Source organism: Sediminibacterium sp. TEGAF015 (assembly GCF_025997995.1).
Taxonomy (GTDB): domain Bacteria; phylum Bacteroidota; class Bacteroidia; order Chitinophagales; family Chitinophagaceae; genus Sediminibacterium.
Window position 1 is genome coordinate 289,271 of record NZ_AP026683.1, and the last position, 14,793, is coordinate 304,063.

The 14,793-nt window shown below is 37.0% G+C and carries 12 protein-coding genes and 1 other RNA gene; 8 read left to right on the forward strand and 5 right to left on the reverse strand.

Annotated elements, in window-relative coordinates; all coding sequences use genetic code 11:
• Nucleotide 1: 1 nt before the first annotated feature.
• Nucleotides 2-436 carry an FKBP-type peptidyl-prolyl cis-trans isomerase gene (locus tag TEGAF0_RS01265; RefSeq protein WP_264899407.1) on the reverse strand — a complete coding sequence of 145 codons (435 nt, stop codon included), beginning with the start codon at nucleotides 434-436 and terminating at the stop codon, nucleotides 2-4.
• A gap of 48 nt (nucleotides 437-484) precedes the next feature.
• Between TEGAF0_RS01265 and ffs the strand changes: the two genes are divergently transcribed.
• Nucleotides 485-584, forward strand: an RNA gene (gene ffs / locus TEGAF0_RS01270) — signal recognition particle sRNA small type.
• Between the two features lie 16 nt (nucleotides 585-600).
• Nucleotides 601-1,251 (forward strand): fructose-6-phosphate aldolase, encoded by a 651-nt coding sequence (gene fsa, locus TEGAF0_RS01275; RefSeq protein ID WP_264899409.1) that lies wholly within the window; start codon nucleotides 601-603, stop codon nucleotides 1,249-1,251.
• Here the strand turns inward: fsa and TEGAF0_RS01280 are convergent, their stop codons facing one another.
• Nucleotides 1,252-1,929, reverse strand: coding sequence for a DNA alkylation repair protein (locus TEGAF0_RS01280; RefSeq protein ID WP_264899411.1), 678 nt, complete (start codon nucleotides 1,927-1,929; stop codon nucleotides 1,252-1,254). It lies immediately after the preceding gene.
• 40 nt (nucleotides 1,930-1,969) lie between these two features.
• On the opposite strand from TEGAF0_RS01280, the gene TEGAF0_RS01285 reads away from it, so the two are divergent.
• The 3 genes from TEGAF0_RS01285 to TEGAF0_RS01295 are packed head-to-tail and all read left to right on the forward strand — an operon-like array spanning nucleotide 1,970 to nucleotide 5,610.
• Complete coding sequence (locus TEGAF0_RS01285) at nucleotides 1,970-3,133, forward strand: MFS transporter (protein WP_264899413.1); 1,164 nt, start codon at nucleotides 1,970-1,972, stop codon at nucleotides 3,131-3,133.
• 18 nt (nucleotides 3,134-3,151) lie between these two features.
• A complete protein-coding gene (locus TEGAF0_RS01290; RefSeq protein WP_264899415.1) occupies nucleotides 3,152-3,778 on the forward strand; it encodes an NAD(P)H-dependent oxidoreductase in 627 nt (208 codons plus the stop codon).
• On the forward strand, nucleotides 3,748-5,610 hold the full coding sequence (locus TEGAF0_RS01295) for a monovalent cation:proton antiporter-2 (CPA2) family protein (RefSeq protein WP_264899417.1): 1,863 nt from the start codon (nucleotides 3,748-3,750) through the stop codon (nucleotides 5,608-5,610). The genes TEGAF0_RS01290 and TEGAF0_RS01295 overlap by 31 nt, the downstream gene beginning before the upstream one ends.
• On the opposite strand, the gene TEGAF0_RS01300 is transcribed toward TEGAF0_RS01295, so the two are convergent.
• Both TEGAF0_RS01300 and TEGAF0_RS01305 read right to left on the reverse strand, forming a co-directional pair.
• A complete protein-coding gene (locus tag TEGAF0_RS01300) occupies nucleotides 5,600-6,667 on the reverse strand; it encodes a Gfo/Idh/MocA family oxidoreductase (RefSeq protein ID WP_264899418.1) in 1,068 nt (355 codons plus the stop codon). The genes TEGAF0_RS01295 and TEGAF0_RS01300 overlap by 11 nt on opposite strands.
• The gene (locus TEGAF0_RS01305; RefSeq protein WP_264899419.1) at nucleotides 6,654-7,481 is read right to left on the reverse strand and encodes a hypothetical protein; all 828 of its coding nucleotides are present in this window, start codon (nucleotides 7,479-7,481) and stop codon (nucleotides 6,654-6,656) included. Before TEGAF0_RS01305 ends, TEGAF0_RS01300 begins: the two co-directional genes overlap by 14 nt.
• A 186-nt stretch (nucleotides 7,482-7,667) precedes the next feature.
• Between TEGAF0_RS01305 and TEGAF0_RS01310 the strand changes: the two genes are divergently transcribed.
• The 3 genes from TEGAF0_RS01310 to TEGAF0_RS01320 are packed head-to-tail and all read left to right on the forward strand — an operon-like array spanning nucleotide 7,668 to nucleotide 13,060.
• Nucleotides 7,668-8,540, forward strand: coding sequence for a DUF3667 domain-containing protein (locus TEGAF0_RS01310; protein ID WP_264899420.1), 873 nt, complete (start codon nucleotides 7,668-7,670; stop codon nucleotides 8,538-8,540).
• A gap of 4 nt (nucleotides 8,541-8,544) precedes the next feature.
• Nucleotides 8,545-9,330 (forward strand): nucleoside triphosphate pyrophosphohydrolase, encoded by a 786-nt coding sequence (gene mazG / locus TEGAF0_RS01315; RefSeq protein WP_264899421.1) that lies wholly within the window; start codon nucleotides 8,545-8,547, stop codon nucleotides 9,328-9,330.
• On the forward strand, nucleotides 9,314-13,060 hold the full coding sequence (locus TEGAF0_RS01320) for a sensor histidine kinase (RefSeq protein WP_264899422.1): 3,747 nt from the start codon (nucleotides 9,314-9,316) through the stop codon (nucleotides 13,058-13,060). The genes mazG and TEGAF0_RS01320 overlap by 17 nt, the downstream gene beginning before the upstream one ends.
• Here the strand turns inward: TEGAF0_RS01320 and TEGAF0_RS01325 are convergent.
• On the reverse strand, nucleotides 13,057-14,730 hold the full coding sequence (locus TEGAF0_RS01325; RefSeq protein WP_264899423.1) for a DNA polymerase/3'-5' exonuclease PolX: 1,674 nt from the start codon (nucleotides 14,728-14,730) through the stop codon (nucleotides 13,057-13,059). The genes TEGAF0_RS01320 and TEGAF0_RS01325 overlap by 4 nt on opposite strands.
• Between the last annotated feature and the right edge of the window lie 63 nt (nucleotides 14,731-14,793).

A 14,793-nucleotide genomic window follows, 5' to 3' on the forward strand; every position in this document is an offset into this window, starting at 1 on the left:
TTTAGATAAAACTGATTAGTTCTACTTCAAAAATCAAAGTACTGTTAGGGCCAATTTGTGCACTGACCTGACGATCCCCATATCCTAAATGTGGAGGGATGAAAAAACGCCACTTGCTGCCTGTTGGCATCAGCTGTAATCCCTCAGTCCAACCTTTAATTACCATATTTAAAGGGAAGGAGGCAGGACGACCTCTTTGTACAGAGCTATCGAAAATGGTCCCATTAATCAATGTGCCATGATAATGACAGGTTACTTCATTGCTGGCTAAAGGCTTAGGACCTGTGCCTTGTGTGATGATTTCATATTGCAATCCACTTGGTAGTTCTACAATACCTTCTTTCTCTTTATTGGCTGCTAAAAATGCCTGACCTTCTTTTAAATTAGCCGCTGCTTTTTCGGCTTTTAATTGTGCTAACTGATCTGCTACACCCATAAATAATTTTTTTTCAAAGGTAAGCATTCAATCCTTACTTTTGCGCTGTGGCAGGTCTTGCACGACCAGCTCCTGCTGAACCTCCCCAGGGCAGGAATGCAGCAAGGATAAGCGGTTGTAGCGGTGCGATGCGAGTAGCCTGCCATATTTTTAACTCCACTTTTATGAAGTTTTTCATTGACACAGGTAATCTTGCACAAATTAAAGAAGCCAACGATTTAGGAATTCTGGATGGTGTAACCACCAATCCTTCCTTGATGGCAAAAGAAGGTGTTAAAGGCGAAGAAGCCATTGCGCAGCACTATAAGACCATTTGTGAACTGGTAGATGGTGATGTGAGTGCAGAAGTACTTTCTACTGATTTTGCCACTATGGTAGAAGAAGGAAAGAAACTAGCTGCTATTCATCCGAATATTGTGGTGAAAGTACCTGTAATCAAAGATGGTATCAAAGCAATCAAGTGGTTTACCGACAACGGTATTCGTACCAATTGCACCCTAATTTTCTCTGCTGGTCAGGCAATTCTGGCAGCCAAAGCCGGTGCTACCTATGTGTCTCCTTTTATTGGACGTGTTGAAGATAGTGGTTGGGATGGTATGGAATTGATTGGACAGTTGAGACATATATTTGATGTACAGCAATACAAAACAGAAATTTTAGCTGCTTCTATTAGAAGTCCATTACATATTATAAAAGCTGCTGAATTAGGAGCTGATATCTGTACTTGCCCATTGGATTCTATAGTGGGTCTGTTGAAGCATCCTTTAACTGATATTGGTCTTGCTAAGTTTTTGGAAGACGCAAAAAAGATGTAATCATTTTTTACTAATAATTCTTTTCATAGCCTCTCTTTTACTAAGAGGGGCTATTTTGTTTTTGGCAACAAAATCAATAACCCATTCTGGATTGGTTTTGCCATATTCCCTAAGTGCCCAACCAATCGCTTTCTGTACAAAAAAATCTTTAGCGTCTTTGTGAAACAGAATATATTTTTTTAATAAAGCCTTATCAGTCCTTGTTTTGAAAGAACGCTGAAATAAAATACTGCTTCTTTGTAGCCAAATATTATCCGATTGATTCCAACGGTTAGTTACAGGGGCAATTTGATTGGGATACTTCGAGAAATAAGCAGGTATCCAATCACTTCCTATACCATCTACGGTATCCCACCAGCTTTTACTGATCAAGCAGGATTCAATCAGGTCAATGGCGTTTTCTTGCCACAGTATTCGATGATGCTTATAAACATCTATGGCGGCATATTGCCACTCCCTTTCTTTGAATGCCCACATTGTAGCAATAATACCGTTTAGCTCTTTAATGGTATGTAAGGGATTTGCGCTGATATATGATTTCACAATCTTGTCCCTTTCCGGCGTCTTTATACCATAAAAGTCAAATTGATGTAACATATATGCTTTCATACCAACACTATTTGCTGGATTAGCAGATAACCTAAATGATTTTTTTAATTCAACTAAATATTTTGACATAGTATCAGGCTTCAACTAAATTAATGGTTTATTTTACTGTATGCGACAAAAATTACTGGTTATCGTTATCGCTCAATTCTTCTGCACCTCGGTCTGGTTTGCCGGTAATGCTGTATTACAAGATTTGGGGACTGAAAAGGGTTTGTCAGAAAATTTTCTTCTTTATCTCATCAGTGCAGTTCAAATTGGGTTTATTACCGGGACCTTGATTTTTGCTATGTCAGGAATAACAGATCGTTATTCCCCTTCCCGGATTTTTCTTTTGTCTTCTATTGTGGCAGCCTTCTTTAATTTTTGTCTCTCTTCTACACATATTAGTGAGCATGGAATCTTATTATCCCGTTTTTTCACAGGTTTTTTTCTTTCTGGTATTTATCCGGTTGGAATGAAAATTGCTGCGGATCATTTTGAAAATGGGCTCGGAAAATCATTAGGTTTTTTAGTGGGGGGGCTTGTGCTTGGGACTGCGATTCCCCATCTTATAAAAAGTATGTCTATCCGGTTACCCTGGGAATTTGTTGTTTATGTCAGTTCTGCATTGTGTGTTGCAGGCGGATTATCCATACGATTCCTGGTGAAGGATGGTCCATACCGTAAGCCTTCAGGCAAGTTACAATTCACTGATTTTACCAATGTATTCCAAATTCAGTCTTTGCGAAAAGCCATTCTTGGTTATTGGGGGCATATGTGGGAACTCTATACTTTCTGGACTTTTGTGCCTTTACTCATACAAGAAAAAATGGCATTGTCTTCCCAGACTATTTCCCTGCTTTCTTTCAGTGTCATTGCAACAGGAGCTTTGGCCTGTGCTGTCTTTGGTATAGTATCTGGAAAAATTCAGATGGAAGTGCTAGCCAGAATCGCATTGATGATTTCAGGTATTTGTTGTTTAGCATTTCCTGTATTTTATCTATTTGCATCCAATACCATTTTTATCTGTTACCTGGTGATCTGGGGCTTTTTTGTTGTTGCAGATTCTCCCATGTTTTCTAGTATGGTTGCAATGGCTGCTCCTGCAACCATAAGAGGAACTACGCTGACTTTTGTTAACAGCATCGGTTTTTTGATTACAGTCATAAGTATTCAATCGATTGGTTTATTGCTTGTAAAAATTGATTTTATATGGGTCTGGCCATTTCTTGCTATTGGTCCAATCCTGGGTTTCATGCAGTTTGCGAAGCGCATAAAACAGCGTAAATTGTAGTATTAGCCTAATTTATATATGAATAGCAGAAAATTATTGTTATTGTTTTTTCATCCCAGATTTGAAGACAGCAGGGTAAATGTAAAATTGACTGAAGGGGTTAAACATCTCTCCGGAATTACGTTTCGCGATATGTATGAGTTGTATCCCGATTTTAATATCGATATAGAGAAGGAACAGGCTTTATTATTGGAGCATGACATCATAGTATGGCATCATCCTTTTTACTGGTACAATTGTCCGCCTCTTATGAAGCAGTGGTTAGACCTGGTGCTGGAATATGGTTGGGCCTATGGAACAGGAGGCAATCAGCTACAAGGTAAATGGGTGATGAATGTTATTAGTTCCGGAGGTGATTTTCACGTTTATCAGGAAAATGGGCGAAACCGGTTTACACACCGAGAATTTTTAAATTCATTTGATCAAACGGCCAACTTGTGCAAAATGGAATACTTGCCACCATTTATTGTTGCAGGAGCCAACAAACTAAGTGCAGATGCAATTGAGGAATACATGATTTGGTATCAACAAATTCTTCACTATCTAATGAATGATAAGGTAGATCTGAGTAAACTTAAAATGGTTGATAATTTAAATCAATTAAAATCAGCAGAATGGGAGCATCCGTTTTACAAAATGCCATGATTTTTCTGGGAGCAGCATTAGTGTTTGTTCCTATTGCAAAAAAGCTTGGCATTGGAAGTGTGCTGGGATATATTATTGGGGGAGTGGTAATTGGTCCATTTGTTCTTGGATTTATAGGAACAGAGGGGGAAGATATTATGCATGCGGCCGAATTTGGGGTTGTAATGATGTTGTTCCTGATAGGACTTGAATTAAATCCTCAGTCTTTCTGGCGAATGCGCAGGCGCATCATTGGAATGGGAGGTATGCAAATGCTTTTTACAAGTGTATTGTTTTTTCTGTTTTTTTATTTTGGTTCCAAAATGGAATTGAATACGTCTGTTGCGCTGGCACTAACATTTTCTATGTCTTCAACAGCAATTGTGTTACAAACGTTGAAAGAAAAGAATCTGGACAAATCGCAGGCTGGAAAATCCTCATTTGCGGTTTTGTTGTTTCAGGATATTGCCGTCATCCCAATTTTGGCTGCCTTGCCATTACTTGTGTTAGATGAAGTTCCAGTCAAGGTTGCCAGATCAGGTTTTCTTGGCTGGATGGATGAATATCGGACGCTTACCATATTAGGTGCAGTAACTAGTATCATTTTACTGGGAAGGTTTGTATTTAGTCCCTTGTTGCATTTAATTGCCCGTATACATATGCGAGAACTGTTCACTGCATCTGCATTATTTCTAGTAATTGCCGTTTCCTGGTTAATGGATCTGGCAGGAGTGAGTGCGGCTCTTGGGGCATTCATGGCAGGGGTATTAATGGCAAATAGTGAGTTCAGGCATGAATTGGAAAGTAATTTGGAACCTTTTAAAGGACTGTTACTGGGTTTGTTTTTTACAGCAGTAGGTTCTACCATCAATTTTGGATTGATTGTTCATCAACCAATGGCGATTTTTCAAACTGTTGTCCTTTTCATGGTTTTAAAATCGTTTGTTTTGTTCCTGGTGGGCAAGATTTTCAAGAAGGTATTGTTGCAGAATATACTGTTTACATTATTATTATCCCAGATAGGTGAATTCGCTTTTATTTTGATGGGATCTATAGGAGTACTTGGTCTTCTCAATAAAGAATCGCTTGACTTTTACATGGCGGTTATTACTATTAGTATGATTATGTCTCCCATACTTTTATTTGTCAATGAAAAATTTATTGCGAGCAGACTGATTGCAAATACAGCAGAGGAAAAAGAATATAAGGTTGATCCCAAGGAACACAATGATATAATTATCGCCGGATTTGGTCATTTCGGGAGCACACTTGGCAGATTTTTAAGAGCAAATGGGGTAGAAGCCACCATCCTGGACAATAACAGTGATCAGGTTTTGTTATTGCGTAAAATGGGTTTTAAAGTATTCTATGGGGATGCCACCCGAACGGCTATTTTAGATGCTGCTGGTGCTGCACATGCCAAAATATTGGTCTCTGCTTTGGATATACCTGAAAAAAATATTGAATTATCTGCTATTGTTTCAAAGCATTACCCTCATCTAAAATTATTCTTCAGGGCAAAAAACAGAATGAACGCTTATGAACTAATTGATAATGGTGTTAACAATATTTACAGGGAGTCTATTCATGCTTCTGTATATATGGGAGTTGATATTTTATCGGTATTAGGCTTCAGGAAATATACCTCACTCAGGAAAGCAAATGATTTTATTCTGCACGACAATACAGCACTTCAGAAGCTTTCCAAACACAGGCATGATTATGATAGTTACGTTAAAAATGTAAGGGAAGAAATAGAGCAACAGGAAAGATTGCTTGCTGAGGACAGGAAGTTTGTTGAGCACAAACCGGATAATGCATGGGATAAGTCGAAACTGGTTGCTAATGATTAATAGCAATCTGTCTTTTTTCTGCGTTACTCTGTTTGGCAGCTTCTATTATTTTCATCACATTCTTTCCGTCTTTTCCTGAAATCTTAAGTGGTTCATTGAAGCGGATTACCCGGTAAATATTTTCATAATATTCACCATAGTTGCCTGCTATAGTTGGTATGCGTTCTGCTTTCTCTTTTCCATCCTGTATGGTAACCAGTTGTCCCGCATATTCTTCCGGTTCTAATCCCCAATTATCAGTGAAGGGTTGCTCCAATTTTAGTAAAGCATTCTCCTGTATATCTGCTCTTTGCTTCATAAAACTTGCTTTACTGCCATGAATTAGAAAAGCATCTACGGCATGCGGTATCAGTAAACTGCTGATTAGTGTTACACGTAAATCATCATAGAGCAAATGAATCAGGAAGTCATCATCTACCAGTGAATGGGTTCTGAGTGTTCTGATATCTGCTATTACTGCATTTGGCATACCAAAAAGTACCAGGGCCTGATCAATGATATGTGGTCCCAGGTCCATCAGTAATCCGGCACCAGGTCCTGGCTGTTCTTTATGCAATTTTGCACTTAATATTTCTTTGAATCTTTCAAACCGAATGGTGGCACTATGGATATTCCCGAGTAGCTGCTGTCTGATTATTTTTTGTACAGTCTGGAAATCGCTGTCCCATCTTCTGTTTTGATAAACAGACAGTATTTTTCCGGTTTTTTCAGCTAAGTCAATGAGCAGATCAGCTTCTTTTTCCGTTGTGGTAAAAGCTTTCTCTACAATTACGTGTTTACCTGCCAGTAAAGCTTTTTGTGCATATTCAAAGTGGGTAGCCGTAGGTGTATTTACAACAACCAGTTCAATCGCTGGGTTATTTAAAATCTCTTCCAACTGAGCAACTACCTGAACAGAAGGGTAGTCGAGGTTGGCGGTCATTTTACTGCGTTCCCAAACAGCAGATAATTCAAATCCTGGATGAAAATGAATAAATGGTGCATGAAATACTTTTCCAGACATGCCATAAGAAAGCAGTGCCGTCTTTATAACAGGTGTTTGATTAGTGTTTTTCAAATTGGTACTGAGTGCTGATGATTAAATTTTTGTTTCTGTCCCTTGCTATTTCTGTTTCTCTAAGTCCGTTTGAGAAATAGGAATAGTCCCAATAGGTGATATTTCTCCCATTATTACCAACCTGTATCATTTTCGTTAACTGACCTTTCTGATCGTACTCAAATACAAAGTCTGGCAACAGTTTTTGTGCTTTTGTATTGAATTTAACGATATCACTTAAACGATTTTCCGGAAGGTAGTAATAATAAAATGTTTCTATTTTCTTGTCTTTTTTGAACCAGCCTTCCTCAAGAACCAAACCGATGGAGTCTGTTAGGAATTCAACGGAAAGGGAATCCATGCCCATTGTCTTTTTAATCATCTTTTTTGGAAATCCGTTGTTATTATACTCCCAGTGATGTGTTTCAGTAATGCTGCTACCCGAACTACTGTCTTTTACTGTTGAAGCTAAGTAAGACAGTAAGCCCTTTCCATTGTATTGGTATTCAATGGTAGTTTCAACACCGGGATTATGTACAATTGTCTTTTTTAATCTTCCCATTTCAAAATATTGATAAACCAGCTCTTTGGTTCTGTTATTTTCTGAAATGCTTTTCACTATTCTTTTACCATCCGTGGGCACTTCTGTTAGCGTCTGTATTTTCACTGCTCCTTCTGCAGCTGTTCCTGTACCAGATATCTCTTTGATTTTGTTTTTTCTCAAAATCTCAAAATTCTTTTGGGTTTGCTGTAATCCCATTAAATCTGAGTAATAATATTGTCCGTTAACAAATGAGTAATAGGTGATTAGTAAAAACAGAAAAAAGATCCGCATAGTTGCCTTTTTTCAAATTTACTACCTTCAGCCTTACCGTTTAATATGTATTTTTAAAGAAAAAAATTGTCAAGTATAGCTGAAAGGAAGGAAAAAAATTGTCTTAACTGCAATGCCACTGTTCTAGGCAGGTATTGTCATGTCTGTGGGCAGGAGAATATTGAACCCAGGGAGAAATTCAGGCATATGTTAACCCATTTCGTTTTTGATTTGTTTCATTTTGACGGAAAATTTTTCCGAACCATGAAGTACTTATTGCTCAGGCCCGGTTTTCTGGCTCAGGAGCATTTAAGGGGCAGAAGAATGGACTATTTGCATCCTATCAGACTCTATATTTTTACATCTGCCTTTTTCTTCTTGTTCTTTTTCATGGTGAGCACATCTACAATTGATGGAAAAATGAATATGGGGGACAAGACAATTGACTCTACAGCGAATGTTAAAACGGATTCTGCTCAAAATGAGCTAATAAAATTTGATCGCCAGTTTTCAAATTTAAAGCAATACGATTCTGTTCAAAGGAGTTTACCAGAATCAAAGCGTGATGGATTTGTAGTGAGGAAGTTACAAAGACAGAACCTGATTCTGAAAGAGAAATATCCATCTAGTAAAGTATTAATAAGCAAAATTTTAGATGTTTTTGCGCATCAGTTTCCAAAAATGCTATTCGTTTCCCTTCCTCTGTTTGCTTTGCTATTGTTTATTCTATACGCAAGAAAAAAGCAATATTATTATGCTGATCATGTAGTGTTTACTTTGCATTTTTATTCAACTGTCTTCATTCTTATTTTTCTGGCTATCTGTTTGAATATGATGCTTGACTGGACAGGGGCTTATGTCATATCTGATAATGAGGGTAAAAACTTTTTAAACGGGGCAATGCGTTCAGAATATATATCACTGGTTATCGGATTTTATTGGTACCGCTCTCTGCGAAATTTTTACGGACAATCCAGAAGAAAGACAATCCTAAAATTTGTATTGCAATTGTTTATTAATCTGCTTGTTTTTTCTATCCTATTCCTGTTGTTCTTTCTTTTTTCTTTTATGATAATCTAATCCAATGAACCAAACTGCTGAAAGTTTCTTAAGACTCGTTAAAATAATGGATGAACTGCGGGAGCAATGTCCCTGGGATAAAAAGCAAACAATTCATACGCTTCGTTCCATGACAATAGAGGAATTGTATGAATTGGTAGATGCTATTGATTCTAATGACTGGAAAGGCATTAAAGAGGAACTTGGAGACCTTTTTCTGCATTTATTATTTTATACCCGAATAGGAAGAGAAGAATCCAAATTTATGCTGGATGACGTTTTGAATGGTATAGCAGAAAAGCTGATTAGACGTCATCCTCATATTTATGGAGATGTAGAAGTAAAAGATGAAGAGGAAGTGAAAAAAAACTGGCAAAAAATTAAAGCAGCAGAAGGTAAGCTGTCCCAATCCCTTCTGGAAGGGGTTCCCAAATCATTGCCTGCTATTGTAAAAGCACTGCGGGTTCAGGAAAAAGCCAAACAAATTGGGTTTGAATGGGAAAATAAGCAGGATGTTTGGGCAAAGGTTGAAGAGGAAATGAATGAGTTCACTACTGCTGTTCAGCAGGCGGATAAAAATGAAATGGAAGCTGAGTTTGGCGATATTTTATTCAGTTTGGTTAATTATGCACGGTTTTTGCAGATAGATCCGGAAGCAGCACTGGAAAAGACCAACCAGAAATTTATAAGACGGTTCAAGTTCATGGAAAAAAAGGCAGGCGAGAAAGGACTGACCCTTGATAAAATGAGCCTTTCCGAAATGGATGAACTCTGGAACGCTGCTAAAACAAGCAATGAATTGGACCATTAAACATATTCAGCAGGCAGCATTCAGGAATGGTTATTTAATTATAACTGCAGCCTGGTTGTACACTATATCATTTATTTTTTCCAATTACTTCAGTTACAATTCGAGTCCCGATAAAGTCAGTGAAAATATTACTGCCCGCATACACCGGCTTGAATCTCGGTTTGAAGAAATTTCAGGAGATACTGCATTAATTGCGGGATTGGTTTTTGATACTGTTAATGCAGAAATCCCTCTGGCTTTACAAAAAGAACAGGCAGGATTTTTTGTATACGAACTTAAATCAGGTCAGCCAACAAAACAAGTATACTGGAGTACCAACAAAATAACGGTACCGGATAAAGAACTTTCCAGCTTTGCACCAGTTAAATTCGTCAATACTTCCAATGGACAGTTTATTTTTCTTAAAAGGAAAATTACACTAAGAGGACAGAGCTTCTGGTTAGTTAACATGATTCCAGTAAAGTGGGCTTATTTTATCCAGAATAAATATTTTATTTCTGACTTTGCAGAGTTTCCGGGATTGGACGAACAGTATGTAATTGTAGATGTTATTACAGATAATCCTGTTTACAGTAAGAATGGATTGTATCTTTTTAGCCTTCAGCTGAAAGAGGGGAAACGGTTTATTTCTTATGATAATATAACCATCTGCTTCAGATTATTGGCTGTCTTTCTGCTGTTTACTTTTATACATGGAATAACACTTGAGTTGATCCGTAGGGTTAACTTTAGAACAGCGGTAGTTTTTTTACTGATCAATGTTTTCTTTTTAAGATTCGTTGCTTTTGTATTCCCATTCCCTTTTGATTATTCCAAGTTGCCTTTGTTTGACCCAACTATATATGCGTCCAATTGGATAAATTCTTCTCTGGGAGCATTATTCATTAATGCTGTTTTGTTTTATTGGGTGCTAAGATTTATTAAGATTCATTATATCAATACAATAGAAGATAAGCCAGCATTAAGCAATATCAGTATCATAGTCCGGCTTTTTATTTTGACTACTTCTGCTTTTTTTATTATCAATATCATCCAAAGCCTAGTAAGAGATGCAAAAATCTCATTTGATGTAACCAATTTCTTCAGTTTAACCATTTATAGCACTATTAGCATAGTGATTCTTTGTTTTTTGGCACTTGGCTATTTTTATCTTTCACAGTTGCTTGCTATTAAACTGATTCTGACAGATGCAGGTAAGTTACTTCCCTTATTGGTTATTATTTTGAGCGGATTTGTCAATATGCTCCTGATGAATAATTATAGTCAGGTGGGATTTTATTTTCTATTGATAGTATGGATAGTCGTTTATTATTTTATACTGTGTATTAGGAAATCTGATATTAGGATCCAGATTATTAAATCGCCCTTTTTTATTTTCTGGGTAATGTTTTTTGCTCTGTCAATTGCATCTCTGGTTATATATCAGAAAAGGATTGTTGAGTTTGAGCAAAGGAAAAGGATTGCAGAAAAATTAGCCATTCAGTCCGATCCCTCAGGAGAGAGTCTGCTTAAAATTGCAGCATCTAATTTTAATAATAATTTTTTAAGTGAAAATTTTCAGCGCTTCCATGAAAGTGAATACACGAATAAATTTATTAAGGACAGCCTGATTAACCAGAACTTTTCGGGCTATCTTAATAAATACGATACACGTATTTATACATTTGATAGTTTATTCCATCCTTTATTTAACGAAGACTCTCTCAATTATTCTTCTATTAAGACAATTGTATTGAACCAGGCAATTGCAACGGATATTCCTAATTTATTTACTTACGATAATAACGCAAACGGGTTCAATTACATTTATCAGGTAGACGTTGAAAAAAACAATACAACTATCGGCCATCTGTTCGTATTAATGAAATCGAAAAGGTACAAGAGTGAGGCTTTGTATCCGGAATTGTTTAACCAATCGCAGGATGTGATTGCAACAATAAATAGCGACTATGCCTATGCAATTTATAGTAAGGGTAAATTGATTAATCATTTCAATAATTATAATTTTCCAACTGCTCTGTCAGTGAATCATAATCCTGCATTTGAATTCACTTACCGAAAAGCCAATAACTATACAGAATTGTGGTATAATGCGGGCAATGAAAGGCAGGTGGCAGTAGTAAAACAAAATGCATGGTTTATTGAATCAATAACTCTTTTTGCCTATTTATTCTGTTCTTTCCTGCTAATCATTTTTGTTTTTCATATCGGTTCTCTGTTGGTAGATGCTAAATTTAATCTGAAACAATTGGGAAGTTTGTTGAGATTAAATATTCGTTCTCAAATTCAGGCGACTATCATATTTGTAAGTGTATTTTCTTTTCTGGTAATTGGAATAGCTACTATTTCCTTCTTTATCTATCGATACAATTCAACAAATGAAGAGCGTTTGACCAAATCGATACAGGTAATGGCTAATGAGATGAATGCAAAAGTTATCAGTATTTTGGCTACAGATGATGAACCTAATAATACAGGGATTAAAAATGAATTGGAAAATGTAATTGCTGAAATTTCTGATTTGCACAATGTTGACATTAATTACTATAGTGCTACAGGGGATTTAATTATTTCTACGCAACCCTATATATATAATAAGAGCTTACTGAGCAGGAAAATGGATCCTGTTGCCTTTTACGAAATGCAAAGAAACAACCGTATTCGGTTTATTCAGTCTGAATCTATCGGTGGATTTGGTTATACTAGCATTTACACACCTTTATTATCCGAAAATGGAGAAACTTATGGATATTTAAATATTCCTTATTTAAATTCTCAACTCGATTTGAATCAGGAAATATCCGGATTCTTAGCTACCCTTATTAACCTGAACGCCTTTATATTTTTATTGGCAGGAGCCATTGCTTTTTTCATCACCAACCGGATTACTTCTTCGCTTAGATTAATTGGTGCTACTATGCAGAAAATGAGCCTGGAAGCCAAAAATCAACCGATTGAATGGTATCGAAACGATGAAATTGGTGCACTGGTGAATGAGTATAACAACATGGTAAAAAAGCTGGAAATTAGCGCTGAAAGCCTTGCTAAAACAGAAAGGGAAGGCGCATGGCGAGAGATGGCAAGACAGGTGGCCCATGAAATTAAAAATCCACTTACACCAATGAAACTGAGCATTCAGTACCTCCAAAACGCGGTGGAAAGGGGAGCGCCAAATGTCCAGGAATTGAGCCTTAAATTGGCTAAAACACTGATTGAACAAATTGATCAGTTGGCTAAAATTGCAGGTGATTTTTCGCAATTTGCCAATATTGGCAATGTAAAACTTGAAAAGTTTTCCATCATCCCCATTATTGAATCATTTCAGCATCTCTATGAGGGGGATGCAGCTGTAACAATTGAAATGACTAATGAAGCCAAGGCAGTAGCGATAGAATCTGATAAGGTTCAGATTAATCGGTTGTTCATGAATCTGATTCAAAATTCAATAGAGGCAGGAAAGGAAATATCAGGAAAAGCAACCATACAGATTCACCTAAAGAATCAAGGAAACATAATAATCATTGAACTACAAGACTTTTCAGGCGGAATCCCGGCTTCCATGAAACCCAATATGTTCAGGCCTAATTTTACTACTAAATCTGCTGGAACGGGGTTAGGATTGGCAATTTGTAAAGGCATTGTTGAACAAGCCAATGGACAAATACAGTATCAGTCAACAGATGGTGTTGGAACCCTTTTTACCATTCAATTTCCGGTTTCAGACATTTAGCGTTTCTGTTTTTGTACCAACAAAAAAGTTTCCAGTTCTGAAAGCGTAAAACTACTTAGATTCTGTGCAGGCATTAATCCCGCTTTTTGAGCAACCAGTACGCCGTATTTGCAATCTTTAAATCCATCAATAGTATGTGCATCAGGATTGATGGAAATCATTACATTTTTCTGGAGGGCCTTTCTGATCCAGCGCCAATCCAGATCGAGCCTTCTGGGGTGTGCATTCAGTTCAATGACTACGCCATTTGCTGCGCAGGCATCAATTATTCTTTCGTGATCAATTGGATAACCAGCACGGCTCAATAATAACCTTCCGGTTGGGTGCCCTAAGATGCTGGTATATCTATTCTCAATAGCTTTGATTACTCGGGTATTCGCTTTTTCTTCGTTCATTTTAAGATTGGAATGTACAGAAGCAATAACCAAATCAAATTTTTCCAGCACTTCATCTGGATAATCTAAACTGCCATCATTTAAAATATCGCTTTCTATGCTTTTGAATATTTTAAATGGGGCCAGTTGTTGATTGATTTTTTCAATTTCCTGGTGTTGCTGCATTACTCTTTCTATGCTTAAACCATTAGCGTAAAATGCTGATTTAGAGTGATCGGAAATTACCAGGTATTCTAATCCCTCTTTTATGGCAGCTTCGGCCATTTGCAGAATAGTATTTCCACCGTCACTCCAGGTGCTATGAGAATGTATAATACCTTTTATTTCCTTTTCTGTAATGGCTGGAGAGAGTTTGTGTTGAGTAGCCAACTCCAATGATTCAGCATCTTCCCGCATGTAAGCTGGTATAAATTGACAACCCGCTTTTTCAAATATTTTTTCTTCTGAATCGTAAATTTCAGTCTCGTTCCATCCGAATTTTTTTGTCCATACATTCAAAAACAATTCACTACAACTAGACTTAAATAGGATGGAGGGTATTTTTTCTTCATCAGCAAGCCAGAATTGAACACGTATATTTTTTTCATTCCGGTAACTTATTTTATCCTCTTGCTGGTTGTCAATTGTAAATCCAATTTGATTCATAAAAGCAGAAAGTGCTTCTGCTTTTGCATTGGTGACCCATTCAATACTATCTATAATTTCTAGTTGTCTTCTGAATTCACCTGTAGAGATGAATCGATAGGGAAAGGTCTGGGAAAATAATTTCTCTAACTCCATTTGAACTTCCTCAACCTGCTGGTATAAATACCGGCCCATCGATCCCATGTAAAACTCAATTGATTCCTTTATATTGAGCTGGGTTTTTTCTCCAAATCCCTTGTAAAGAGTTAGCCTGTTTTCATTACAAGCATACAATAATTCACCTAGTGTTTCAATTTCCAACTCTTTCCAAATGGTAGCAATTTTTTTAGGCCCGATCCCTTTTATATTTAGCATTTCAAGTATGCCAGGAGGTGTTTTCAGGATCATGTCATTTAAAGTAGCAAACTGACCTGTATCTAGTATTTCCAATATTCTTTTGCCTGCACTTTCTCCAATTCCCTTGATAGAAAAAATGGCATTTCTCTCCATTTCTCCCAAAGGGGTGAGTAATTTATCTATACTAAATGCAGCAGCAGCATAGGACTTGGCTTTAAATGCATTCTCTCCATGTATGTCCATTAGTTTTGCTAATAGGCTAAACTGTGCCGCTATTTCATCATTTGTTATCATGCTTGGAAATTAGGAACAAGTAAGGGTTTATACAAAAAAACCCGTTCCAAAATTGGAACGGGC

Excerpts from the sequence above, each read along its gene's own strand:
- TEGAF0_RS01305 (WP_264899419.1), bottom strand. The coding sequence starts at position 7,481 with ATGCGGATCTTTTTTCTGTTTTTACTAATCACCTATTACTCATTTGTT.
- TEGAF0_RS01280 (WP_264899411.1), bottom strand. The coding sequence starts at position 1,929 with ATGTCAAAATATTTAGTTGAATTAAAAAAATCATTTAGGTTATCTGCT.
- TEGAF0_RS01285 (WP_264899413.1), top strand. The coding sequence starts at position 1,970 with ATGCGACAAAAATTACTGGTTATCGTTATCGCTCAATTCTTCTGCACC.
- mazG (WP_264899421.1), top strand. The coding sequence starts at position 8,545 with ATGAACCAAACTGCTGAAAGTTTCTTAAGACTCGTTAAAATAATGGAT.
- TEGAF0_RS01295 (WP_264899417.1), top strand. The coding sequence starts at position 3,748 with ATGGGAGCATCCGTTTTACAAAATGCCATGATTTTTCTGGGAGCAGCA.
- TEGAF0_RS01320 (WP_264899422.1), top strand. The coding sequence starts at position 9,314 with ATGAATTGGACCATTAAACATATTCAGCAGGCAGCATTCAGGAATGGT.
- TEGAF0_RS01290 (WP_264899415.1), top strand. The coding sequence starts at position 3,152 with ATGAATAGCAGAAAATTATTGTTATTGTTTTTTCATCCCAGATTTGAA.
- fsa (WP_264899409.1), top strand. The coding sequence starts at position 601 with ATGAAGTTTTTCATTGACACAGGTAATCTTGCACAAATTAAAGAAGCC.
- TEGAF0_RS01265 (WP_264899407.1), bottom strand. The coding sequence starts at position 436 with ATGGGTGTAGCAGATCAGTTAGCACAATTAAAAGCCGAAAAAGCAGCG.
- TEGAF0_RS01325 (WP_264899423.1), bottom strand. The coding sequence starts at position 14,730 with ATGATAACAAATGATGAAATAGCGGCACAGTTTAGCCTATTAGCAAAA.
- TEGAF0_RS01310 (WP_264899420.1), top strand. The coding sequence starts at position 7,668 with ATGTTAACCCATTTCGTTTTTGATTTGTTTCATTTTGACGGAAAATTT.